Source organism: Agromyces mediolanus (genome assembly GCF_044917495.1).
In the GTDB taxonomy this organism is placed as follows: domain Bacteria; phylum Actinomycetota; class Actinomycetes; order Actinomycetales; family Microbacteriaceae; genus Agromyces; species Agromyces mediolanus_B.
This window is the reverse complement of sequence record NZ_JAVSSI010000003.1, coordinates 340,913-361,373: the sequence shown is the minus strand read 5'-3', so window position 1 is coordinate 361,373 and position 20,461 is coordinate 340,913. Positions and strand designations below refer to the sequence as shown.

Below are 20,461 nucleotides of genomic sequence, written 5' to 3'. Positions count from 1 at the left end.
GCCGACGAACTTCGCGCTCGCGGTGGGCCCCGACATCGAGTACGCCGTCGTCCCCGCCGGCCCCGCAGGAACGCCCGACGCGACGGTGCTGCGCGAGGCCGCGGACGGCGCGGGCGCCCCGCCCGAGGTGCTCGGCGCCGAGTACCTCATCGCGATCGACCTCGTCGGCAACTACGCGAAGGAGCTCGGCTACGCGAGCGCCGAGGAGGCCCGCGCGGCGGTCAGCCGCACGGTGCGCGGCGCCGAGCTCGAGGGCGTGAGCTACGACCGGCTCTTCGACTACTACGCCGACGTCGAGGAATGGGGGCTGGAGCAGGCCTGGCGGATCCTCGTCGCCGACTACGTCACGACCGAGGACGGCACGGGCATCGTCCACCAGGCCCCCGCCTACGGCGAGGAGGACCAGCGCGTCTGCGAGGCGGCCGGCATCCCGGTCATCCTCTCCCTCGACGACGCCGGCCGTTTCCTGCCCGAGGTGAGCGACGTCGCCGGGCAGCTCTGGAGCGACGCGAACAAGCCGCTCACGCAGTTGCTGAAGGCCGAGGGGCGACTGCTCCGTCAGGCGAGCTACGAGCACTCCTACCCGCACTGCTGGCGCTGCCGGAACCCGCTCATCTACAAGGCCGTCTCGAGCTGGTTCATCCGCGTGCCGGAGTTCCGCGACCGCATGGGCGAGCTGAACCAGGAGATCACCTGGGTGCCGGAGAACGTGAAGGACGGCCAGTTCGGCAAGTGGGTCGCGGGCGCGCGCGACTGGTCGGTCAGCCGCAACCGCTACTTCGGCTCGCCGATCCCGGTGTGGAAGAGCGACGACCCCGCGTACCCGCGCACGGACGTCTACGGCTCGCTCGCCGAGCTCGAGCGCGACTTCGGCCGCCTGCCCCTGAACGCCGCCGGCGAGCCCGACCTGCACCGGCCGTACATCGACGAGCTGACCCGACCGAACCCCGACGACCCGACGGGTCGCAGCACGATGCGGCGCATCCCCGACGTGCTCGACGTCTGGTTCGACTCCGGCTCGATGCCGTTCGCACAGGTGCACTACCCGTTCGAGAACCGCGAGTGGTTCGACACGCACCACCCAGCCGACTTCATCGTCGAGTACATCGGGCAGACCCGCGGCTGGTTCTACGTCATGCACGTGCTCTCCACCGCGCTCTTCGACCGGCCGGCGTACCGCAACGTCGTGAGCCACGGCATCGTGCTCGGCAGCGACGGCCAGAAGATGTCGAAGTCGCTGCGCAACTACCCCGACGTCAACGAGGTCTTCGACCGCGACGGCTCCGACGCCATGCGCTGGTTCCTGATGTCGAGCTCCGTGCTGCGCGGCGGCAACCTCGTCGTCACCGAGGAGGGCATCCGCGAGGGCGTGCGCCAGCTCATGCTGCCGCTCTGGAGCACCTGGTACTTCTTCTCGCTCTACGCCAACACGGCGCGCGAGGGCGGCTACGAGGCATCCCGGTCGACCGCCTCGACCGACGTGCTCGACCGCTATCTCCTCGCGAAGCTCCGCGACCTCGTCGAGGCCGTCACCACCGACCTCGAGGCCTTCGACTCGCCGCTCGCGGCGCAGAAGCTGCGCGACTTCGGCGACGTGCTGACGAACTGGTACGTGCGCCGCTCCCGCGACCGCTTCTGGACGGGCGTGGAGGCCGACGACTCGGGCGCCGAGGCGTTCGACACGCTGTACACCGTGCTCGAGACGCTGACGCGCCTCACCGCGCCGCTCCTGCCGCTCGTCAGCGAGCGGGTGTGGAAGGACCTGACCGGCGGCCGCAGCGTGCACCTCGCCGACTGGCCCGACGCAGAGGAGTTCCCGGCCGACGCCGAGCTCGTCGCCGCGATGGACGCCGTCCGCGAGATCACCGGCGTCGCGCTCGCACTGCGGAAGCAGGCGGGCCGGCGGGTGCGGCTCCCGCTCGCGAAGCTCACGGTGGTCACGGCGGATGCCGCCGCCCTGGCGCCGTTCGAGGGCATCCTGCGCGACGAGCTGAACGTGAAGGCCGTCGAGATCGTCGCCCTCGCCGCCGACAGCGCCGAGGCCTTCGGCATCGAGAAGCGGCTCACGGTGAACGCCCGGGCCGCGGGGCCGCGCCTCGGCAAGCAGGTGCAGCAGGCGATCCAGGCCGCACGGAACGGCGACTGGTCGGTCGCGGCCGACGGGGTCGTCGCGGGCGGCATCGCGCTCGAAGCGGGGGAGTACGAGCTCGTGCTCGAGGCCGGCGGCAGCGCCGACGGCGAGACCGCGCTCGGGCTGCTCGCCGACGGCGGCTTCGTCATGCTCGACACGGCCGTCACGGCCGAGCTGGAGGCGGAAGGCGTCGCCCGCGACCTCGTCCGCGCGGTGCAGGACGCCCGGAAGGCGGCCGGTCTCGAGGTGGGCGACCGCATCCGGCTCGAGCTGCGACTCGACGACGCCGGTGCGGCGGCTGCGGAGCGGCACCTGGAGCTCATCGCGGGCGAGACGCTCGCGACGGCGGTCGAGCTGCTGCCCCTGCCCGCCGACAGCGCGGCGAAGCCGCTCGCCGGCGGCACGGTGGTCGAGATCGAGGTGACGCGCGCATGAGCGAGGGATACGACGACTTCGACGAGGAGGCCCGCGACGCGGCGGACGCCGTCTACGCGGCGCTCCTCGAGCGCGTCGGCGAGGCCGCCCCCGAGCGGCGCCTCGGCGCGACCCGGCGAGCCGTCGAGCTCCTGGGCGACCCGCACCGGGCGGCCCCGGTCATCCACCTCACCGGCACGAACGGCAAGACCTCGACGAGCCGGATGATCGCGAGCATCCTCGGCGCCTACGGGCTCCGCACCGGGATGCTGACGAGCCCGCACCTCGAGCGCTTCACCGAGCGCATCCTCATCGACGGCGAGCCGATCTCCGACGAGGCGATCGCCCGCAACTGGGCGGAGATCGAGCCGTACCTCGCGATCGTGGACGCCGAGCTCGTCGGCGCCGGCGAACCGCCGCTGACCTTCTTCGAGACCATGACCGTGCTCGCCTTCGCGTGCTTCGCCGACGCGCCCGTCGACGTCGTCGTGCTCGAGGTGGGCATGGGCGGCGAGTGGGACTCCACGAACGTCGCCGACGGCCAGGTCGCGGTCATCACCCCGATCGACCTCGACCACCAGTCGAAGCTCGGCGCGACGGTCGCGGAGATCGCCCGCACGAAGGCCGGGATCATCAAGCCTGCGGCGTCCGTCGTGTCGGCGGCGCAGCAGCCGGAGGCGCTCGCCGAGCTCCGTCGTGCGGCGGAGCTGACCGAGTCGAGCCTCGCCGTCGAGGGCGAGGCCTTCGCCGTGCTCGAACGGCGCCCGGCGGTCGGCGGTCAGCTCGTCTCGGTGCGCGGGCTCGCGGGGGAGTACCGCGACCTCGTGCTCCCGCTGTTCGGCGCGCACCAGGCCCAGAACGCCGCCGTGGCGATCGCCGCGGTCGAGGCGTTCCTCGGCGGCGGCTCCACTGGCCTCTCGGAGGACGCGCTGCGCGACGGCCTCGCCGCGGCCAGCTCGCCCGGCCGGCTGCAGCTCATCGGGCAGCAGCCGACGATGCTCGTCGACGCCGCCCACAACCCGCACGGCGCCCGCGCGCTCGTCGCGGCCCTCGACGAGTCGTTCGACCTCGACGAGCTCGTCGTCGTCTTCGGCGTGCTCGGCGACAAGGACGCGGTCGGCATCGCCCGCGAACTCGCCGCGAACGGCGCCGGGTTCATCGTCACGCAGCCCGACTCCGAGCGTGCGCAGCCCGCCGAACCGCTGGCCGCCGCCGTCGCGAACGCCGTGGGCGCCGAGCGGGTGCAGCTCGCTCCGCGGCTCGACGACGCGCTCGACCTCGCCCGCGACTGGGCCGCCGAGAGCGATCGTCGCGGCGTGCTCGTCGCCGGATCCATCGTGCTCGTCGGCGAGGCCATGGCGATCGCCGCCGATCGGGGGTGGCTCGCATGACGTCCGTCCGCCGGAGCCTCGCGTCCATCGTCCTCGGCTTCGAGACGATCGTCGTCTTCCTCGCCGCGCTCGTGCTCTGGGGCCTGACGCCGCCGGAGGGCGGGCCGTTCGGCCTGCCGGCGTGGGCGGCGCTCGTCACCGGCGGGGTCATCCTCGTCGGCCTCGTCGCCGCGATCGGCGGCCTCCGCTTCGGCTGGGGCTACGGACTCGGCTGGGCCATCCAGGCCCTCATCATCGCCGCCGGGCTCGTGAACCCGGCGATGTACTTCGTCGGCGCGCTCTTCGGCGGCATGTGGTGGTACTGCATGGTCACCGGCGCGCGCATCGATCGGGAACGTGCGGCCTACGCCGCCGGGAAGGAACAGGAATGACCACCGTCATCGAAGAGACCCTCGTGCTGGTGAAGCCCGACGGAGTGGCCCGCAACCTCACGGGCGAGATCCTCCGCCGGATCGAGGCGAAGGGCTACTCGCTCGTCGACATCCGCCTCGTCCAGGCCGATCGCGAGCTGCTCGCGAAGCACTACGAGGAGCACGAGGGCAAGCCCTTCTACGAGCCGCTCATCGAGTTCATGCAGTCCGGGCCGACCGTCGCCATCCGCGTCGCCGGCAACCGGGTGATCGAGGGCTTCCGCTCGCTCGCGGGCACCACCGACCCGACGACCGCCGCCCCCGGCACCATCCGCGGCGACTTCGGCCGCGACTGGGGCCTGAAGGTGCAGCAGAACCTCGTGCACGGCTCGGACTCGGTCGAGTCGGCCGAGCGCGAGCTCGCGCTCTGGTTCGGCTGAGCGCTCACATCGACGCGAACGGCGGGGTGACGATCGTCACCCCGCCGTTCGGCGTTCCGCGGCCTCCTCGAGGGGAGCGGCTCAGCGGAAGAAGTTCTGCAGGTCGAGGATCACGCGCGGGATGGCGTCCATCTGCACCTGCGCGAGGAAGATGACGATCGCGTAGCAGACGATCGTGATGAGCGGAATCCAGCCGAACCAGGACGCGGCGAGCCGCTTCACCCTGGCCGAGGCCGGGATGTTCCCCTCCCGGAGGTTGTGCAGCGTGACCACCCAGAACGTCGGGATGGTGACCGCCCAGGTGAGCATGCACCACGGGCAGAGCACGTCGAGCACGTAGATGCTCTGGTAGATGAGCCAGCCGACGAAGACGAGCGCGCCGGCGACCCCGACGTTGAGCCCGAGCCAGAACCAGCGGGCGAAGCGGGCGCCGGCGAGGATGCCCACGGCGATCGTGATGACGACCGACCACGCGGCCACGCCGATGAAGGGGTTCGGGAATCCGAACACCGAGCCCTGCCAGGACTCGAGGTTCGTCGCGCAGCCGACGAGCACGCCGACGTTGCAGTTCGGCACGTGCGTCGGGTCGATGAGCGTCAGCACCTTCTCGACCGAGAGCTCCCAGGCGGCGAGCAGCCCGAGGGCGCCGGCGACGAGGAGGCAGACGGCGAGGCCGATCGGGCGCGTGCGGCGAGCGGAGTCGGGCATGGTCGTATTCTGGCACGCCGCCACGGCTGGAGGCTGCCAGCGCCGGGCAGCGCCGGGGGCGCACCGGCCGGGTCGACGTGGCGCGTCGCGCGGGGGATTCCACCTCAGCGGCGACGAGCGTGCGATAATCGGAGGGAAGTCGGTTCCGACCACCCTGGTCCGGCGCCGGCGAAGGCTTTGAGGATGCCCAGGCATCCGAGACGCGGCGAACCCGCCGCATGTCGCGGCCGCGGCAGCTGCCGTCCGGTCGCAGAGAAGATTTGGCGGTCACCCGGAACGGGACCGCTCCGAGGAGTACGGAGGCCGGCCGACGAGGTCGGGCCACCGGTGTAGGAGTGCACCAGAGATGGTGGAAGGCAACAACGAGAACCCCACGAACGAACCCGGCCGCGGGTCGAAGCGACTCGGAGGGCTGTTCGGCTCCCGACGAGGCGGTCGGCGAGCGACGCTCGGGCCGCGCGTCGAGGAGCCCGCTGCCGCGGAGGCGTCCGCCGCCGAGCAGCCGGCTGCGGTCGACGCACCGAGCGCTCCGGCGGTCGACACAGCGACGGATGTCGCGGTGACGCCGCCGACCGTCGACACGGGCTCCGGCGAGCCCGAGGCCTCGTCGGCCCCGGTCGAGGCGGCGCCCGCGAGCGCACCCGACGACGCTCAGACCGCCGAGTCCGCGGCGGACGACGCCCCGGTCGCCGCGGCCGAGCCGGAGCCTGAGCCGGCCGCCGAGCTGCGGCCGATCACGGGTCCGATCTCGACGACCTCCCTGATCTTCCGCGCCCCGCCGGTGCTCGTCGTGCCCGAGCGCACGGAGCCCGACTCGGACGGCGACGGCGACGACTCCTCAAGCGTCCGCCGTCGGACCCGCCGCCGCAGCGGCGAGGACACGCGCTCGAACGGCGACGCGCCGGCGAACAACGTCGTGAAGGTGCGCAAGCCCCGCGAGCCGGAGCTCATCACCGAGCCGCAGAAGGTCAAGGGCTCGACCCGGCTCGAGGCGAAGAAGCAGCGCCGCCGCGACGGCCGCGACGCCGGCCGTCGCCGTGCCGTGATCACCGAGTCGGAGTTCCTCGCCCGCCGCGAGGCCGTCGACCGGCAGATGGTCATCCGCCAGAAGGGCGGACGCATCCAGATCGGCGTCCTCGAGGACAACGTGCTCGTCGAGCACTACGTCGCCCGCAACCAGGACGCCTCGCTCATCGGCAACGTCTACCTCGGTCGCGTGCAGAACGTGCTCCCGAGCATGGAGGCCGCCTTCGTCGACATCGGCCGCGGCCGCAACGCCGTGCTCTACTCCGGCGAGGTCGACTGGGAGGCCGCCGCCGAGAACGGCGAGAAGAACCAGCCCCGCCGCATCGAGCTCGCCCTGAAGCCGGGCGACCGCGTGCTCGTGCAGGTCACGAAGGACCCGGTCGGGCACAAGGGCGCGCGGCTCACCAGCCAGATCTCGCTGCCCGGTCGCTACCTCGTGTACGTGCCGAACGGCTCGATGAACGGCATCAGCCGGAAGCTGCCCGACACCGAGCGCGCTCGCCTGAAGAAGATCCTGAAGGAGGTGCTGCCCGAGAACCAGGGGGTCATCGTGCGCACCGCCGCCGAGGGCGCCACCGAGGAGCAGCTGACCCTCGACGTGAACCGCCTGATCTCCCAGTGGGCCGACATCTCCTCGACGCTCGAGAAGGTGCAGGCGCCCGCGCTCCTGCACTCCGAGCCCGACCTCCTCATCAAGATCGTCCGCGACGTCTTCAACGAGGACTTCCAGAAGATGATCATCTCGGGAGACGAGGCGCGCGAGACCATCGAGCGCTACCTCCGGCAGGTCGCCCCCGACCTCCTCGAGCGCGTCGAGGCGTACTCGGGCGACAAGGACGCGTTCGACGAGTTCCGCATCTCCGAGCAGATCGAGAAGGCGCTCGACCGCAAGGTCTGGCTGCCGTCGGGCGGCTCGCTCGTCATCGACCGCACCGAGGCCATGACCGTGGTCGACGTCAACACGGGCAAGTTCGTCGGTTCCGGCGGCAACCTCGAGGAGACCGTCACGAAGAACAACCTCGAGGCGGCCGAGGAGATCGTGCGTCAGCTCCGGCTGCGCGACATCGGCGGCATCATCGTGGTCGACTTCATCGACATGGTGCTCGAGTCCAACCGCGATCTCGTGCTCCGCCGGCTCATCGAGTGCCTCTCGCGTGACCGCACGAAGCACCAGGTCGCCGAGGTGACCTCGCTCGGCCTCGTCCAGATGACCAGGAAGAAGCTCGGTCTCGGGCTGCTCGAGTCCTTCAGCGAGCCGTGCGAGACGTGCGCGGGCCGCGGCATCATCGTGCATCACGAGCCGATCTTCCGGCACCGCGCCCCGCAGCAGCAGGTGGAACGCCGCCGCGGCCGGGGCGGCAACGGCGGCGGGAACGGCGGCGGGCAGCAGCGCGAGACGTCGCAGGCGTCCGCGGAGCCCAAGGCCGGTGCCGCGGGCACCCACGGCATCACCGAGGACGCGAAGCACGCCCTCGCCCAGATCGCCGCATCGACCATCTCGGGCGGCGAGCAGCGCGAGGCGGACACCGCGGCGGAGGCCCAGCAGCCGGCCGCGGCCGAGCCTCGGGCGTCGCGCCGCCGCGGCCGCCGCCGTGCGAGCGGCGGTGCGCAGGCGGGGGAGCAGGAGAGCGGCACGATCGCCGAGACCGGCGACGCGCGCCCGGCGCGCGAGGAGCGCGAGCGCAGCGGCGACCCGAGCCGTGCCGCTTCCGCCGAGGCCGGATCCGCTCCCGCGGTCCCCGTGATCGAGCTGCCCGAGGCGCCCGTGCGCACGAGGCCGAGCACCCCCGTCGATGCGGGCAACCTGCTCGACTCGGTCCTCGACGCGCTGCCGGCCCCGAAGAAGGCCGGCGAGGGCCGCGCCCGCAGCCGCCGGGTGAGCACGGCGTCGAGCGCCGGCGGCGAGTCGCCGGTGATCACCCGCCCCCAGGACGACTGATCGATCGGGTCACGCCGAGGCGCGGCGCTCCCGGCGCTCCCTCGGTGTGACCCGCAGCCCGCTCGCGCGGAGCCGTCGAACCAGTTCGCGCGGCTCGACGGGCACGGCCCCGGCCGCCACGAGCTCCTCGTAGCGCTCGGCGGGCACGTCGTAGTGGTCGAGATCGAAGCCGCGCGGCGGCAGGCCGGTGCGCTCGGCGAAGGCCTGCAGCTCGGCGATCGAGACGTCGCTCACGAGGTGCGCCCACACCGTGCCGTGCTTCGGCCACATCGGCGTGTCGATGAGGACGGTCATGCGCCGATCCTATGCCTCGTGCCGCTCCCGGCGGCCCATCGCCGCCCTTCGGACTCGCCGGGCCCGCGTGTTTGCGAGGCTCTGCGGCATCCGGTAAACTCGACCGTTGGTGCCGCCGCTTATCCCGGCGTGCCCGACAGTTTTCTGGCAGTCATCACCCTTCTTTTCCCGCTGGGGCGACCGCGCAGTGACATCCCATGAGACAGACGGAGCCCTCGAGGCTCCCCGGAGTTAGGTACGAGTAGTGGTTTACGCAGTAGTGCGCGCCGGCGGTCGGCAGGAGAAGGTCGAAGTCGGCACCATCGTGACGATGGACCGCGTCAAGGCGGGCGAGGACGGCAAGGTCCAGCTCGTCCCGGTCCTCCTCGTCGACGGCGACAAGATCACCTCCGACGCCAAGTCGCTCGCGAAGGTCACGGTCACCGCCGAGGTCCTCGAGGACCTGCGCGGCCCGAAGATCGTGATCCAGAAGTTCAAGAACAAGACCGGCTACAAGAAGCGCCAGGGCCACCGTCAGGAGCTCACGCGCGTCAAGGTCACCGGCATCAAGTAACGACCAGGCTCGCAAGGAGAGACTGACATGGCACACAAAAAGGGAGCGAGCTCCACTCGCAACGGTCGTGACTCGAACGCCCAGCGCCTCGGCGTGAAGCGCTTCGGCGGCCAGGTCGTGAAGGCCGGCGAGATCATCGTCCGCCAGCGCGGCACCCACTTCCACCCCGGCGCGAACGTCGGCCGTGGCGGCGACGACACCCTGTTCGCCCTCGAGGCGGGTGCGGTCGAGTTCGGCGCGAAGGGCGGCCGCAAGGTCGTCAACATCGTGGCGGTCGGCGAATAGTCGATCGCACTATCTCGTGAGGGCGGGCTTCGGCTCGCCCTCACGTGTTTCCGAGCAGAGCTCGGAGAGAGGATGGCGCAGCATGGTCAGCTTCGTCGATGAGGTGCGCCTGTTCGTGCGCGCCGGCCACGGAGGCAACGGCTGCGTCTCGGTCCGTCGGGAGAAGTTCAAGCCCCTCGCGGGCCCCGACGGCGGCAACGGGGGCGACGGCGGCGATATCGTGCTGGTCGCCGATCCGCAGGTGACGACGCTCCTGACCTACCACGGACGTCCGCACCGCACCTCGCCGAACGGTCAGCCCGGCATGGGCGACAACCGCTCGGGCGTCACCGGGGAGGACGTGATCCTCCCGGTGCCGGTCGGCACCGTCGTGAAGAACGAGGCGGGCGAGGAGCTCGTCGACCTCGCCGAGCCCGGGATGCGCTTCGTCGCGGCCCAGGGCGGCCAGGGCGGCCTCGGCAACGCGGCGCTCGCGACGAACAAGCGCAAGGCGCCCGGATTCGCGCTCCTCGGCACGCCCGGCTTCGAGGGCGAGATCGTCCTCGAGCTGAAGACGATCGCCGACGTCGCGCTCGTCGGGTTCCCCTCCGCGGGCAAGTCGAGCCTCATCGCCGCGATGTCGGCCGCGCGACCGAAGATCGCCGACTACCCGTTCACCACGCTGCACCCGAACCTCGGCGTCGTCGAGGCCGGCGACCACCGCTTCACCGTCGCCGACGTGCCCGGGCTCATCGAGGGCGCGAGCGAGGGCAAGGGCCTCGGCCTGGAGTTCCTCCGTCACGTCGAGCGCTGCTCGGCCCTCCTGCACGTGCTCGACTGCGCGACGCTCGATCCCGGACGCGATCCCCTCACCGATCTCGACGTCATCCTCGCGGAGCTCGCCGCCTATCCGGTGCCCGAGGGGCAGCTGCCGCTGCTCGAGCGCCCGCAGCTCGTCGCCCTGAACAAGGTCGACGTGCCCGAGGCCAAGGAGCTCGCCGACTTCGTGAAGCCCGAGCTCGAAGCGCGCGGCTACCGCGTCTTCGAGATCTCGACGGTGAGCCACGAGGGCCTCCGCGCGCTCGGCTTCGCGCTCGGCGCCGTCGTCGACGAGGAGCGCGCCCGGGCCGCGGCCGCGCCCGAGCCGGAGCGGATCGTCATCCGCCCGCGGGCCGTCAACGCACCCGAGTTCGTCGTCCGGCCCGAGGGCGGCAGTTACGGCACCATCTACCGCGTGATCGGGGCGAAGCCCGAGCGCTGGGTGGCCCAGACCGACTTCGCGAACGACGAGGCCGTCGGCTACCTGGCCGACCGGCTCGCCCGGCTCGGCGTCGAGGACGAGCTCGTCCGTGCGGGCGCGACGGCCGGATCGGCCGTCGTAATCGGACCCGGCGCCGGGATCGTCTTCGACTGGGAGCCGACGCTCACCTCCACCGCCGAGCTCATCACCTCCCCGCGCGGCACCGACGCCCGGTTCGACGACGGCCGGCGCGCGACGCGGGCCGAGCGCCGGAGCGACTACCACGACCGCATGGACGCGAAGGCCGAGGCCCGCGCCGAGCTCGAGCGCGAGCGGGAGGCCGGCATCTGGTCCGACGAGGACCAGGGATGACCCCGCTCGACCGCCGCGACATCGGCGCTGCGACCCGGATCGTCGTGAAGGTCGGCTCCTCGTCCATCAGCGGCGACAACGCCGGGCAGATCGCGCCGCTCGTGGATGCGCTCGCCTCGGCCTACGGCCGCGGCGCCGAGGTCGTGCTCGTCTCCTCGGGCGCGATCGCGACGGGCATGCCCTACTTGAAGCTCGACGCCCGGCCCGACGACCTCGCCACCCAACAGGCCGCGGCATCCGTCGGTCAGAACCTCCTGGTCTTCCGGTACCAGCAGTCGCTCGATCGCTACGGCATCGTCGCCGGGCAGGTGCTGCTCACCGCCGGAGACCTGGAGAACGCGACGCACCGCTCGAACGCGCAGCGGGCCATGGAGCGGCTCCTCGACCTCCGCATCCTCCCGATCGTGAACGAGAACGACACCGTCGCCACGCACGAGATCCGCTTCGGCGACAACGACCGCCTCGCGGCCCTCGTCGCGCAGCTGATCGGGGCCGAGCTCCTCGTGCTCCTCTCCGACGTCGACGCCCTCTACACGAAGCCGCCGCACCTGCCCGGGGCGGAGCGGATCGCGCGCGTCCCGTTCGGCGACGCCCTCGACGGCGTCGAGATCGGCTCGGCCGGCCGGGCCGGCGTCGGCACCGGCGGCGCGGAGACGAAGGTCTCCGCGGCGCGCATCGCGGCGGAGGCGGGCACTGCGGTGCTGATCACGGCGACGCCGCTCGTCGACCGCGCGCTGGCGGGCGACGATGTCGGCACCTGGTTCGACCCCGGCCCGGGGCGTCACACGAGCGCCGAGGCGGCCGCCCTCGCCTAGGCTTGGGGCATGCCCGATCTCGATCTGCAGGTGCTCGACGGCCGCTTCGCGGCGGCGAAGGATGCCTCCCGCGCGCTCGGCCGCGCCACGACCGCCACGAAGGACGGCGCGCTCGAGCAGGTCTCGCGTCTGCTCCGCGAGCGGGTCGACGAGATCGTGGCGGCGAACGCCGGCGATCTCGAGGCCGGCCGCGCCCAGGGGCTCTCGACCGGACTGCTGGATCGGCTGACCCTCGACGAGCGGCGCATCGGCGCCATCGCCGACGCGGTGCTCGAGGTCATCGGGCTCGACGATCCGGTGGGCGAGTCCGTGAGCGGTCGCTCCCTGCCGAACGGCGTGCGCATCGACCAGGTGCGGGTCCCGCTCGGCGTCGTCGGCGCGATCTACGAGGCGCGCCCGAACGTCACGATCGACATCGCGGTGCTCGCACTGAAGAGCGGCAACGCCGTCGTGCTCCGCGGCGGCAGCGCGGCGGAGCGCACGAACGCGGTGCTCGTGCGACTGCTCCGCGATGCGCTCGACGCCGCCGGGCTCCCCGGCGACGCCGTGCAGACGGTCGACGACTTCGGCCGCGACGGCGCCACCCACCTCATGCAGGCGCGCGACTACGTCGACGTGCTGATCCCGCGGGGGAGCGCCGGGCTCATCCGCGCCGTCGTCGAGCAGGCGAAGGTGCCGGTCATCGAGACGGGCGCCGGCGTCGTCCACATGTTCCTCGACGAGAGCGCGCGGGAGGACTGGTCGGTCGAGCTCGTCCACAACGCGAAGGTGCAGCGCCCGAGCGTCTGCAACGCGCTCGAGACGCTGCTCGTCCACCGCGCCGCCGCGGAGCGACTGCTGCCTCCCGTGCTCGCGCGGCTGGAGGCCGCGGGCGTGACCGTCCACGCCGACGAGTCCGTTCGCGCCCTGCGTCCCGACCTCGCGCCCGTGGCCGAGGAGGACTGGGCGACCGAGCACATGAGCCTCGAACTCTCGGTCGGTGTCGTCGACTCGCTCGACGACGCGCTCGAGCACATCCGCCGCTACTCCACGAAGCACACCGAGTCGATCGTGACGAACGATCTGGCGAATGCGGAGCGCTTCCTCGAGGAGGTCGACGCGGCCGCCGTCATGGTGAACGCCTCGACGCGCTTCACCGACGGCGCGGAGTTCGGCTTCGGCGCGGAGGTCGGCATCTCGACGCAGAAGCTCCACGCGCGCGGGCCGATGGGACTCCCGCAGCTCACCAGCACCAAATGGCTGGTCCGGGGCGCGGGGCACGTGCGCGGCTGATCCGTCGAACCGTCTCCGTACTCGGTAGACTGGACGGAGCGTTCCGCGCGAATCCCGTGCGGGCAACGAAAGGATTCCACGAATGAGCCTGATGGCCGTTGTTTTCGCCGAGACGGTGCACGCGCGGGAGCTCCCCGTCGAGACCTACGTGTACGGGCTCATCGCGCTCATCGTGTTCTTCGCGCTCGGCATCGTGACGTACTCCTACCGCGACGTGGCGAACCGTCACCGCTCGAAGGCCGAGGCATACGCGAAGCGCCACGGCGGGAGCGAGCACGGCGGTCACTGAGGGGCCTCGGAATGAGCGGTGATCGCCGCCCCAGAGTGGGGGTCATGGGCGGTACCTTCGATCCGATCCACCACGGTCACCTGGTGGCCGCGAGCGAGGTCGCCCAGTCCTTCGATCTCGACGAGGTGGTCTTCGTGCCGACGGGGGAGCCGACGTACAAGACGGTCGTCACTCCGGCCGAGCACCGGTACCTCATGACGGTCGTCGCGACAGCCTCGAATCCGCGGTTCACCGTGAGCCGGGTCGACCTCGACCGAGGCAAGCCGACCTACACGATCGACACCCTGCGGGACATCCGCGCGCAGCGTCCGGACGCCGATCTGTTCTTCATCTCGGGCGCCGACGCGATCGCGCAGATCCTCTCCTGGAAGGACGTCTCGGAGCTCTGGGAGCTGGCGCACTTCGTGGCGGTGACGAGGCCCGGGCATGTGCTCTCCGTTTCCGGGCTCCCGGAGCAGGACGTAAGCTTGTTGGAGGTTCCGGCGCTGTCGATTTCCTCGACCGACTGCCGAGACCGCGTGAACCGGGGATTCCCGGTGTGGTATCTGGTGCCCGACGGTGTCGTCCAGTACATCTCGAAGCACCATCTGTATCGGAGTGTCGAATGACGTCGCAGGATCCGCCGCTGACTCGGCGCGAGGCGCGTGAGCGCGAGCGGCTGCTGCAGGAGCAGGCGGCCGGCGGTGCGGAGCGCGCCCCGGAGTCCGGTCCCACGCCCGCGGCCGAACCCGCGACACCTCCCGCGACGACGAAGCCTGCGGCCCCGCCCGTCCCGGTCCCCGCGGCCCCGCAGCGCGTCGTCCAGACCGGTCCGAGCGCCTTCGCGCCGCCGCCCGCCAAGCCGGCGGTCCAGGATGCCGCGTCGGCCGAGCCCGGCGGGCCTCGACCGGCATCCGCTCAGCCCGGTTCGCGCGGCACGCCGGAGCGCACGCTCACCCGGCGCGAGCTCCGCGCGATGCTCGACTCGCACCAGCTCGACGAGGTCGACGACGCCGAGGCGATCGACGACCCGGCTCCGAGCGCCGCTCGATCGAGCGCCACGCCGGCGCCGTCCGCCCCGGCCAGGCCCGCACCGCCCATCGCCGAGGAGTCCGATTCCACGGCGACGTCGGTTCGTCCGACCGCGTCCGACGCATCCGCCGAGCCGGCCACCAACACCGGTCACTGGAGCCTGCAGATGCAGGCCGACGACGACGCCGAGGCGGAGCCGTTCGACCAGCTGCTCAGTCGCGGCGGGGTGTCGCGCGGCGTCCCGACCACGACGAACGCGCTCATCCTGCCGTCTCTCCCGGACGGCGCCACGATCATGCCGCCCGCGAACGCCGGCGACGACGTGATCGTCACCGGGTCGATCGATCTCCCGCGCAGCTACGGCGCGACGGGCGTCCACCCGAGCCAGGTCGACTCCTCGGACATCGACCGGCTCCTCGACCACGTCGAGGACGCCGCGACCGCCGGTGTCGCGCCGGTCTCGGCCACCAAGGCGATCAGCACCCAGACGCACTCCAAGCAGATGATGGCGCCGCCGAAGAAGGACGGCGCGAACGTGCCCCTCGTCCTGGCGATCACCGCCGGCGTCCTCGCCCTCGGCGTCGTCGCCACCCTCGTCATCGGCGCCGTCTTCCGGCTGTTCTGAGCGACCATGACCATCCGCCCTTCCACCGCTTCGAAAGCGAGCGCATGACCGCTTCTCAGCACGCCCACGATCTTCTCGCCGTCGCCGTCCGCGCGGCGGATGCCAAGGGCGGTGAGGACTTCGTCGCGCTCGACGTGTCGGAGCAGTCGCCCTTCACCGACGTCTTCCTGCTCGTCACCGGGTCCTCCGAGCGCAACGTCGTCGCGATCTCGGAGGGCGTCGAGGACGCCATGCTCGAGGCCGGGTCGCGTACGCTCCGCCGGGAAGGTCGTGACGGGGGCCGCTGGGTCCTGATCGACTTCGGCGACGTCGTCGTGCACGTCTTCCACGGCGAGGAGCGCATGTACTACGGACTCGAGCGTCTCTGGCTCGACTGCCCGGCGATCCCCGTGGCCGAGCTCGTCGCGCACGCGCCCGGCGCGGGGGAGTGAGGCCCGCTCGGATTCGCGAGCGCGCCCAAGGTGGTGTAATCTGAATCTGTTGCCGCGAGAGCGGAAACACCAGGGGTGAAAGCCCCGATGGGTCTGTGGCGCAGCTGGTAGCGCACCTGCATGGCATGCAGGGGGTCAGGGGTTCGAGTCCCCTCAGATCCACCAAGAACCCCCGGACTTCCTCGGAAGTCCGGGGGTTTTCTCGTGCCCGGGGGCTTTCTCATGCCCGGGCCGATGTCGAGTCCGGACCGACGGTCCCGCGGCATCCGCGCGCGTCTTCGCTTCTTCAGAGCCGAGGGAAGTCGTCCGCCGTGAAGCGCTGCTCGGCATCGATCCCGGCGGTGTTCAGACGCACCTCGAAGCTCGCGCCCCACCAGCTCGGACTCGTCGCGGTCGTATTGACGAACTGCTGGCCGCCCGCGCCCGTCGAGAAGCGGACCCTGACGGACACGCCAGCCGGGCTGCGGGTCTCCAGCTCGACGGCGCCCCACTCGTCGGTGACGGCATCCTCGACCTCCCAGCCGGACGCGCGCAGCGCGTCCGCGAGCGCGGCGAAGTCCGGCGAGGCCGACGTCGCGCGCGCGAAGCGCGCCGTGATCGCATAGCAGTCGGTCGTCGCCGTCCGCCAGGGGCAGTCACGTGCGGAGCGCGCCCGCGCCTCCGCGCCCGTCCAGTCGTTCGGTGCGATCTGCGCGCGAACCGTGGCGAGCGCACGCTGGGTCGCCTCGTACCGCTGTCGGTCGAGCTCGTCCCGGGCGTCGGCATCCCGCGCCGCCACCGCGGCGAACGTGTCGCCGTCGGCATCCTGTGCCGTCGCCTGGAGCCCCACTCCGGCCACGCAGCTCCCGATGATGGTGAGCGGGACGACGAAGGCGGCGGTCCAGGCCACGATCTCGCTCGTCCGGCGCCGGCCCGGTCCTTCCGTCGCGGCCGGTCGGGCGCGAAGACGCACGGCGATGACGAGGACCGCGCTCCAGCAGACGAGGGCGGCAGCCGCGCCGGCGGCCATCACCCCGGTCTCGATCGCGGACGGCAACCGCCCGCCCGTCATGGCGTCGAGCATCGACGGCAGCGGCGCGCCGTCCGTCGCACCGGGCATGGCGGCGCCCACGCAGCTCCACCCCCACCAGACGACGAACAGGAGGGGGACGATCGGGAGCGGAGCGCTGCGATACCCCGCCCGTCGAAGCAGGAACCGGGGGAGCGCGCCGAGCAGTGCGGTGCCCGGGACGAGCACGACCGACGCCGGGATGAGTACGAGGCTCTCCCAGCCTCCGTTGCCGAACAGCCCGTGGAGGCAGACGAACGCGGGCACGAGCCAGTTCATCCACGGCCAGATCACCCACGTGAACCGCGCGATCGCCGAGTCGCTCATGCCCGAGTCACGTCCTCGCCCGTCGTGGGCCGACCGAGCGCCGCGGCTCGGGCCTGAATCAGGTCCATCGTCTCGATGATCCACGCCCACGTCCCAGGATCCGCGGTGCTGAGCGGCCGATTGGAGAACAGGAAGACCCGACCATCCACGATCTCGAGATCCGCGGAACGGAGGCCGAGCTGCGACAGCAGTTGGTCGTCGACGAGTCTGCGGGCGGCATCCGCGTCGCGCTGCCAGGTCCAGAGCTCGAATCTGCCGCCATCGGGCGACTCGAGCCGCGTCGGCGTCCGCGCATCGAACGCGGACGCGATCCGGTCGTCGAAGAGTCCCTTGTTCCGCTTCCCGTCGAGCAGCAGGGCCGGGACGGGGTGGGCGAGTGGAGCCGTGGCGTAGCCCCACTCCCAGACGGAGCGGGTGCCGCGATAGCCCACGGTCACGTAGCGATAGTTGCCCACCTCCAGGCGCCCGTCCGGCCAGCGGACCACGTCCTGAGCTTCACGTTCCCCGCCACGGGAGAAGAGCTGTCCGGGGTGCGCCGGCTCGCCGAGGGACGGCGTGTACTCGAGCCGGTTGTCCTCGGCGAACCGTCCGAGCCGATAGCGCAGCTCCGGGGCCCGCCGGTGGTACCGGGACGCCGCGATCACGATCCACCCGCAGAGTGCGATTGTGGCGAGCAGGATGACCGCAGCGGCGATCGCCCAGCCGGCGCCGTGCTCGAGGGAGAGGAGCCCGAAGAGCACGGCAGTCGGGAAGCCGAGCAGGACGGCGATCGTCATCGCGCAGCCGACGCCGACCCGGGAGACGCCCCCGCGGATGCCCAGTTCCTGCTCGAGTCGACGCGCGTGCGCGGTCACGCTCGAGCGAGCGACGTGCTCGGTCAAGGAGCGGTCGTCGAGGGGAGCGAGGCGTTTCGGGCTGCTCGAACTCACGAATCGGATCCTTCCCGCACTGCTCGACCGGACTGGGCGAGGCCCCTGCGTCAGCAGACGGTCCGGGTCGCCACCCGATTGCTCAGCGCACCGGTCCCCCCGAGCAGGGTGAGCGAACTCGCTCCCACTCGGTCGAGGCTGTCCCGCACCGGCACGGGAAGGCACTCGAGCCTCGAGAGGTAGAGCGGCGCCTTCGCTGCACCGGCGGCCGCAGCGCCGGTCAGCGCGTCGGGGAAGAGCGCCCCGGACGCGAGGAAAGCGCGCTCCGACGAGGGGAACGCCTGCTGATTCAGCAGCACGCTCGTGAGGTACCGGTCGGCGCCGCCGTATCGCTTCGTGGTGAACGACTTCGCGAGGGCGGTCTGGATCCCGCTCGAGACGACGCCGGTGCCGCCTGCGATTCGCACTTCGCGGATCTTTGCGCGGTCGAGCGTCGCCTTCGTCGCCGAGTCGAGGCTCTTCGCCGTGCCGTCGACGAGCAGCACCGGCGCGCTCGTCGCACCCGCCGCGGCAGCCGCAGAGAGCGCATCCGGATAGTCGCGGCCGGTCGCGAGATACGCGTGCGCCGCAGTCGGGAAGGCGGCCGCCGCGATCCTTCGCGACGTCTCGTAGCGGTCGACCCCGCCGATCCGGGTCGTCGGCGCCAGCGCCTTCAACGCTGTTTCCACCTTGGCGTTCACGGCGCCGGTCGCCCCGACGACGACGATCCGGGCGGGAGCGAGCCGCTTGATCTCCGCGGACGTCGCAGGGCTGAGCGTGCCCGGGACCGTGAGCAGCAGCGGCCCGCCCTGCGCTGCGGCCGCCGGTGCTGCGCTCAGCGCATCCGCGAAGGTGGCTCCCGACGCCACGTAGACGACGGGAACACCCGACTTCGGGTAGGAGGCCTTCGAGATCGCCACCGCGGTCGCGTACCGATCGGCGCCGGCCAGGCGGTTCGTGCTCGAGGTCGAATCGATGCGCGGATCGCCGAACCAGTCCCGGTAGATCCGCCAGAAGTTGCGGTTGCCGTAGGCGGAGCAGCTGTCGCCCGTACCGTACATGTTCGCGAGGGCCGCCGCGTTCGGCTGATACGGCGTGTAGTAGTAGAGCGCGGCGGTCGCGGCGTTCTGGATCGTGACGCTGCCGGTGCCGCAGCTCGCGTTCGGGTTGTACGCGATCTGATTCGCCTTGCCCACCTTCAGCCAGGTGAAGGAGCCTTCGGGGTTCCCGTACCAGGTGAGCTGGCGCGCCGCGGCGAAGACCTGGTTGAAGAAGCCGTAGTACGTCGAATCGCACGCGGCGGTATCGGGGCACCCGAAGCCCATCGCCTTCCGCAGGATCGCCTCCGTCGGAGCGGGGTCGCTCACGAGCGACTGTTCCTTCTGCAGCGTGGTGAGAATGACCCTGGCGCTGATGCCGCAGGCGCGCTGCACTTTGAAGATGATCCGGGCCGCGGATTCGCCCTTGGCGCCCGGGTAGCTCGTGCAACTGCCCCAGCTCCAGGTGCGCGTCGGGGTGTCGAGCTTCAGCCTCGCGAGGCAGAGCGAGTTCTCGCAGCTACCGACGACCTGCTGCAGGAAGGTCTGGATCTGGGCCTCCGTCATGGCCGACCCGTCGCGGAAGTTCCGATCCGAGATCAGATTGCCGGGCGTGAAACCCGACGCGCCAGCAGTGGCTCGCATCGTGTCGGCGTCCTCGGGCCCCGCCTGCGGGACGGGCTGCGACGTCTGCTCATCCTCCTGCTGGATCTCCTCCGCCTGCTGCTGGATGTGCGCGTCCTGCAGCTGCGTCTCGGTGGCCGAGTCGTCACCGGGGGCGTCGGCCGGCATCGCGAACGCCGGCGACGTTCCGATGCAGAGCACCGCGGTCATGGCGGCGATGGCCAGGGTGAGTTTGCTCATGTGGATACCTCGCGAAGCAGACGGGGGTGCCGCCTGTGCAGACGGGTGCTCTCGACGATACCGTCGCCTCATGGCTTTCCGGGGTGCAGCCTCCGGATGTCGCGATCGCGTCAGGAGAGTGGTCAGCCGAGGCCGAGTCGCGCGATCGTGGCCTCGACCGCGTCGCGCGGTGAGCCGTGCACGTCGACCAGGATGCCGCGCTCGTCGGGATGGAGCGGTTCGAGCGTCTCGAGCTGGGAGTCGAGGAGGGAGCTCGGCATGAAGTGGCCGGTCCGCTGCCCGAGCCGTTCGGCGATGAGTTCGCGTGGGCCGGCGAGATGCACGAAGACGACCTCCGGACGCGCGAGGCGGTCGCGGTAGGCGCGCTTCAGCGCCGAACACGTGATCACCGCGGGTCTGCCGGCCGCGCCGTGCTCATCGATCCACTCGGCGACCCGGGCGAGCCACGGCCATCGATCGTCGTCGCTCAGCGGCGTGCCGCCCTCCATCTTCGCGACGTTCGCCTCGGGGTGAAGCTGATCGCCCTCCTGGAGGTCCCAGCCGAGCCGCTTCGCGATGAGTTCGGCGAACGTCGTCTTGCCGCTCCCGGAGACTCCCATGACGACGAGGACGGGGACGTGCGCGGTCGGGGCGGGGCGATCCGCGGGGAACTGGGATGAATCGGAGTTGATGATGGGCACCTTCCGGTTGCGTGCCATGGCTGGGGCCGCTC

20 protein-coding genes and 1 tRNA gene are annotated in these 20,461 nt (G+C 71.6%); 15 read left to right on the top strand and 6 right to left on the bottom strand.

Translation table 11 applies throughout. The annotated features are described in order from the left end of the window. From ROT00_RS07065 to ndk, 4 genes are all read left to right on the top strand, one after another. The coding region (locus ROT00_RS07065; protein WP_404773479.1) for an isoleucine--tRNA ligase at positions 1 to 2,566 on the top strand (2,566 nt) is incomplete at its 5' end. Then, the gene (locus tag ROT00_RS07060; RefSeq protein WP_404773477.1) at positions 2,563 to 3,936 is read left to right on the top strand and encodes a bifunctional folylpolyglutamate synthase/dihydrofolate synthase; all 1,374 of its coding nucleotides are present in this window, start codon (positions 2,563 to 2,565) and stop codon (positions 3,934 to 3,936) included. The genes ROT00_RS07065 and ROT00_RS07060, both read left to right, overlap by 4 nt. Beyond that, entirely contained in the window at positions 3,933 to 4,307 is a 375-nt protein-coding gene (locus ROT00_RS07055) for a DUF4233 domain-containing protein (protein ID WP_404773475.1), read from the top strand. Before ROT00_RS07060 ends, ROT00_RS07055 begins: the two co-directional genes overlap by 4 nt. Further along, positions 4,304 to 4,726 (top strand): nucleoside-diphosphate kinase, encoded by a 423-nt coding sequence (ndk, locus tag ROT00_RS07050; protein WP_404773473.1) that lies wholly within the window; start codon positions 4,304 to 4,306, stop codon positions 4,724 to 4,726. The genes ROT00_RS07055 and ndk overlap by 4 nt, the downstream gene beginning before the upstream one ends. Positions 4,727 to 4,807: 81 nt before the next feature. Here ndk and ROT00_RS07045 read toward each other — a convergent pair whose 3' ends face one another. Then, positions 4,808 to 5,434 (bottom strand): vitamin K epoxide reductase family protein, encoded by a 627-nt coding sequence (locus ROT00_RS07045; RefSeq protein WP_404773471.1) that lies wholly within the window; start codon positions 5,432 to 5,434, stop codon positions 4,808 to 4,810. 346 nt (positions 5,435 to 5,780) lie between these two features. Here ROT00_RS07045 and ROT00_RS07040 point away from each other — a divergent pair, with 346 nt between their 5' ends. Then, on the top strand, positions 5,781 to 8,399 hold the full coding sequence (locus tag ROT00_RS07040) for an Rne/Rng family ribonuclease (protein ID WP_404773469.1): 2,619 nt from the start codon (positions 5,781 to 5,783) through the stop codon (positions 8,397 to 8,399). Between the two features lie 9 nt (positions 8,400 to 8,408). Here ROT00_RS07040 and ROT00_RS07035 read toward each other — a convergent pair whose 3' ends face one another. Beyond that, a complete protein-coding gene (locus ROT00_RS07035) occupies positions 8,409 to 8,693 on the bottom strand; it encodes a DUF4031 domain-containing protein (RefSeq protein ID WP_404773467.1) in 285 nt (94 codons plus the stop codon). Positions 8,694 to 8,937: 244 nt separating this feature from the next. On the opposite strand from ROT00_RS07035, the gene rplU reads away from it, so the two are divergent. The 10 genes from rplU to ROT00_RS06985 all read left to right on the top strand — a co-directional run bounded on the left by rplU (position 8,938) and on the right by ROT00_RS06985 (position 15,730). Further along, positions 8,938 to 9,246 (top strand): 50S ribosomal protein L21, encoded by a 309-nt coding sequence (gene rplU / locus ROT00_RS07030; RefSeq protein ID WP_189084975.1) that lies wholly within the window; start codon positions 8,938 to 8,940, stop codon positions 9,244 to 9,246. Between the two features lie 27 nt (positions 9,247 to 9,273). Then, positions 9,274 to 9,531: a 50S ribosomal protein L27 gene (gene rpmA, locus ROT00_RS07025; protein ID WP_189084976.1), complete on the top strand. Its 258-nt coding sequence runs from the start codon at positions 9,274 to 9,276 to the stop codon at positions 9,529 to 9,531. A gap of 82 nt (positions 9,532 to 9,613) precedes the next feature. Continuing rightward, positions 9,614 to 11,122: a GTPase ObgE gene (obgE, locus tag ROT00_RS07020; protein WP_404773464.1), complete on the top strand. Its 1,509-nt coding sequence runs from the start codon at positions 9,614 to 9,616 to the stop codon at positions 11,120 to 11,122. Continuing rightward, positions 11,119 to 11,937, top strand: a complete 819-nt coding sequence (proB, locus tag ROT00_RS07015) for a glutamate 5-kinase (RefSeq protein ID WP_404773462.1) — start codon at positions 11,119 to 11,121, stop codon at positions 11,935 to 11,937. Before obgE ends, proB begins: the two co-directional genes overlap by 4 nt. 9 nt (positions 11,938 to 11,946) lie before the next feature. Further along, a complete protein-coding gene (locus tag ROT00_RS07010; RefSeq protein WP_404773460.1) occupies positions 11,947 to 13,209 on the top strand; it encodes a glutamate-5-semialdehyde dehydrogenase in 1,263 nt (420 codons plus the stop codon). An 82-nt stretch (positions 13,210 to 13,291) separates the two neighbouring features. Beyond that, positions 13,292 to 13,498 carry a hypothetical protein gene (locus tag ROT00_RS07005; protein WP_251202702.1) on the top strand — a complete coding sequence of 69 codons (207 nt, stop codon included), beginning with the start codon at positions 13,292 to 13,294 and terminating at the stop codon, positions 13,496 to 13,498. A gap of 11 nt (positions 13,499 to 13,509) precedes the next feature. Continuing rightward, on the top strand, positions 13,510 to 14,106 hold the full coding sequence (nadD, locus tag ROT00_RS07000; protein ID WP_404773458.1) for a nicotinate-nucleotide adenylyltransferase: 597 nt from the start codon (positions 13,510 to 13,512) through the stop codon (positions 14,104 to 14,106). Continuing rightward, positions 14,103 to 15,134 carry a hypothetical protein gene (locus ROT00_RS06995; protein WP_404773456.1) on the top strand — a complete coding sequence of 344 codons (1,032 nt, stop codon included), beginning with the start codon at positions 14,103 to 14,105 and terminating at the stop codon, positions 15,132 to 15,134. Before nadD ends, ROT00_RS06995 begins: the two co-directional genes overlap by 4 nt. Positions 15,135 to 15,178: 44 nt before the next feature. Beyond that, on the top strand, positions 15,179 to 15,565 hold the full coding sequence (gene rsfS, locus ROT00_RS06990) for a ribosome silencing factor (RefSeq protein WP_404773454.1): 387 nt from the start codon (positions 15,179 to 15,181) through the stop codon (positions 15,563 to 15,565). Between the two features lie 89 nt (positions 15,566 to 15,654). Then, positions 15,655 to 15,730, top strand: a tRNA-Ala gene (locus tag ROT00_RS06985). A gap of 121 nt (positions 15,731 to 15,851) precedes the next feature. On the opposite strand, the gene ROT00_RS06980 is transcribed toward ROT00_RS06985, so the two are convergent. The 4 genes from ROT00_RS06980 to ROT00_RS06965 form a co-directional block, all read right to left on the bottom strand. Further along, positions 15,852 to 16,940 carry a hypothetical protein gene (locus tag ROT00_RS06980; RefSeq protein ID WP_404773452.1) on the bottom strand — a complete coding sequence of 363 codons (1,089 nt, stop codon included), beginning with the start codon at positions 16,938 to 16,940 and terminating at the stop codon, positions 15,852 to 15,854. Beyond that, positions 16,937 to 17,869: a hypothetical protein gene (locus ROT00_RS06975; protein WP_404773450.1), complete on the bottom strand. Its 933-nt coding sequence runs from the start codon at positions 17,867 to 17,869 to the stop codon at positions 16,937 to 16,939. The genes ROT00_RS06980 and ROT00_RS06975 overlap by 4 nt, the downstream gene beginning before the upstream one ends. A 50-nt stretch (positions 17,870 to 17,919) precedes the next feature. After that, the gene (locus tag ROT00_RS06970; protein WP_404773448.1) at positions 17,920 to 19,749 is read right to left on the bottom strand and encodes a cell wall-binding repeat-containing protein; all 1,830 of its coding nucleotides are present in this window, start codon (positions 19,747 to 19,749) and stop codon (positions 17,920 to 17,922) included. A 122-nt stretch (positions 19,750 to 19,871) separates the two neighbouring features. Beyond that, positions 19,872 to 20,447, bottom strand: a complete 576-nt coding sequence (locus ROT00_RS06965; protein WP_404773446.1) for a gluconokinase — start codon at positions 20,445 to 20,447, stop codon at positions 19,872 to 19,874. Positions 20,448 to 20,461: the final 14 nt, after the last annotated feature.

Excerpts from the sequence above, each read along its gene's own strand:
- ROT00_RS07060 (WP_404773477.1), top strand. The coding sequence starts at position 2,563 with ATGAGCGAGGGATACGACGACTTCGACGAGGAGGCCCGCGACGCGGCG.
- ROT00_RS07055 (WP_404773475.1), top strand. The coding sequence starts at position 3,933 with ATGACGTCCGTCCGCCGGAGCCTCGCGTCCATCGTCCTCGGCTTCGAG.
- ndk (WP_404773473.1), top strand. The coding sequence starts at position 4,304 with ATGACCACCGTCATCGAAGAGACCCTCGTGCTGGTGAAGCCCGACGGA.
- ROT00_RS07045 (WP_404773471.1), bottom strand. The coding sequence starts at position 5,434 with ATGCCCGACTCCGCTCGCCGCACGCGCCCGATCGGCCTCGCCGTCTGC.
- ROT00_RS07040 (WP_404773469.1), top strand. The coding sequence starts at position 5,781 with ATGGTGGAAGGCAACAACGAGAACCCCACGAACGAACCCGGCCGCGGG.
- ROT00_RS07035 (WP_404773467.1), bottom strand. The coding sequence starts at position 8,693 with ATGACCGTCCTCATCGACACGCCGATGTGGCCGAAGCACGGCACGGTG.
- rpmA (WP_189084976.1), top strand. The coding sequence starts at position 9,274 with ATGGCACACAAAAAGGGAGCGAGCTCCACTCGCAACGGTCGTGACTCG.
- obgE (WP_404773464.1), top strand. The coding sequence starts at position 9,614 with ATGGTCAGCTTCGTCGATGAGGTGCGCCTGTTCGTGCGCGCCGGCCAC.
- proB (WP_404773462.1), top strand. The coding sequence starts at position 11,119 with ATGACCCCGCTCGACCGCCGCGACATCGGCGCTGCGACCCGGATCGTC.
- ROT00_RS07010 (WP_404773460.1), top strand. The coding sequence starts at position 11,947 with ATGCCCGATCTCGATCTGCAGGTGCTCGACGGCCGCTTCGCGGCGGCG.
- ROT00_RS07005 (WP_251202702.1), top strand. The coding sequence starts at position 13,292 with ATGAGCCTGATGGCCGTTGTTTTCGCCGAGACGGTGCACGCGCGGGAG.
- nadD (WP_404773458.1), top strand. The coding sequence starts at position 13,510 with ATGAGCGGTGATCGCCGCCCCAGAGTGGGGGTCATGGGCGGTACCTTC.
- ROT00_RS06995 (WP_404773456.1), top strand. The coding sequence starts at position 14,103 with ATGACGTCGCAGGATCCGCCGCTGACTCGGCGCGAGGCGCGTGAGCGC.
- rsfS (WP_404773454.1), top strand. The coding sequence starts at position 15,179 with ATGACCGCTTCTCAGCACGCCCACGATCTTCTCGCCGTCGCCGTCCGC.
- ROT00_RS06980 (WP_404773452.1), bottom strand. The coding sequence starts at position 16,940 with ATGAGCGACTCGGCGATCGCGCGGTTCACGTGGGTGATCTGGCCGTGG.
- ROT00_RS06970 (WP_404773448.1), bottom strand. The coding sequence starts at position 19,749 with ATGAGCAAACTCACCCTGGCCATCGCCGCCATGACCGCGGTGCTCTGC.
- ROT00_RS06965 (WP_404773446.1), bottom strand. The coding sequence starts at position 20,447 with ATGGCACGCAACCGGAAGGTGCCCATCATCAACTCCGATTCATCCCAG.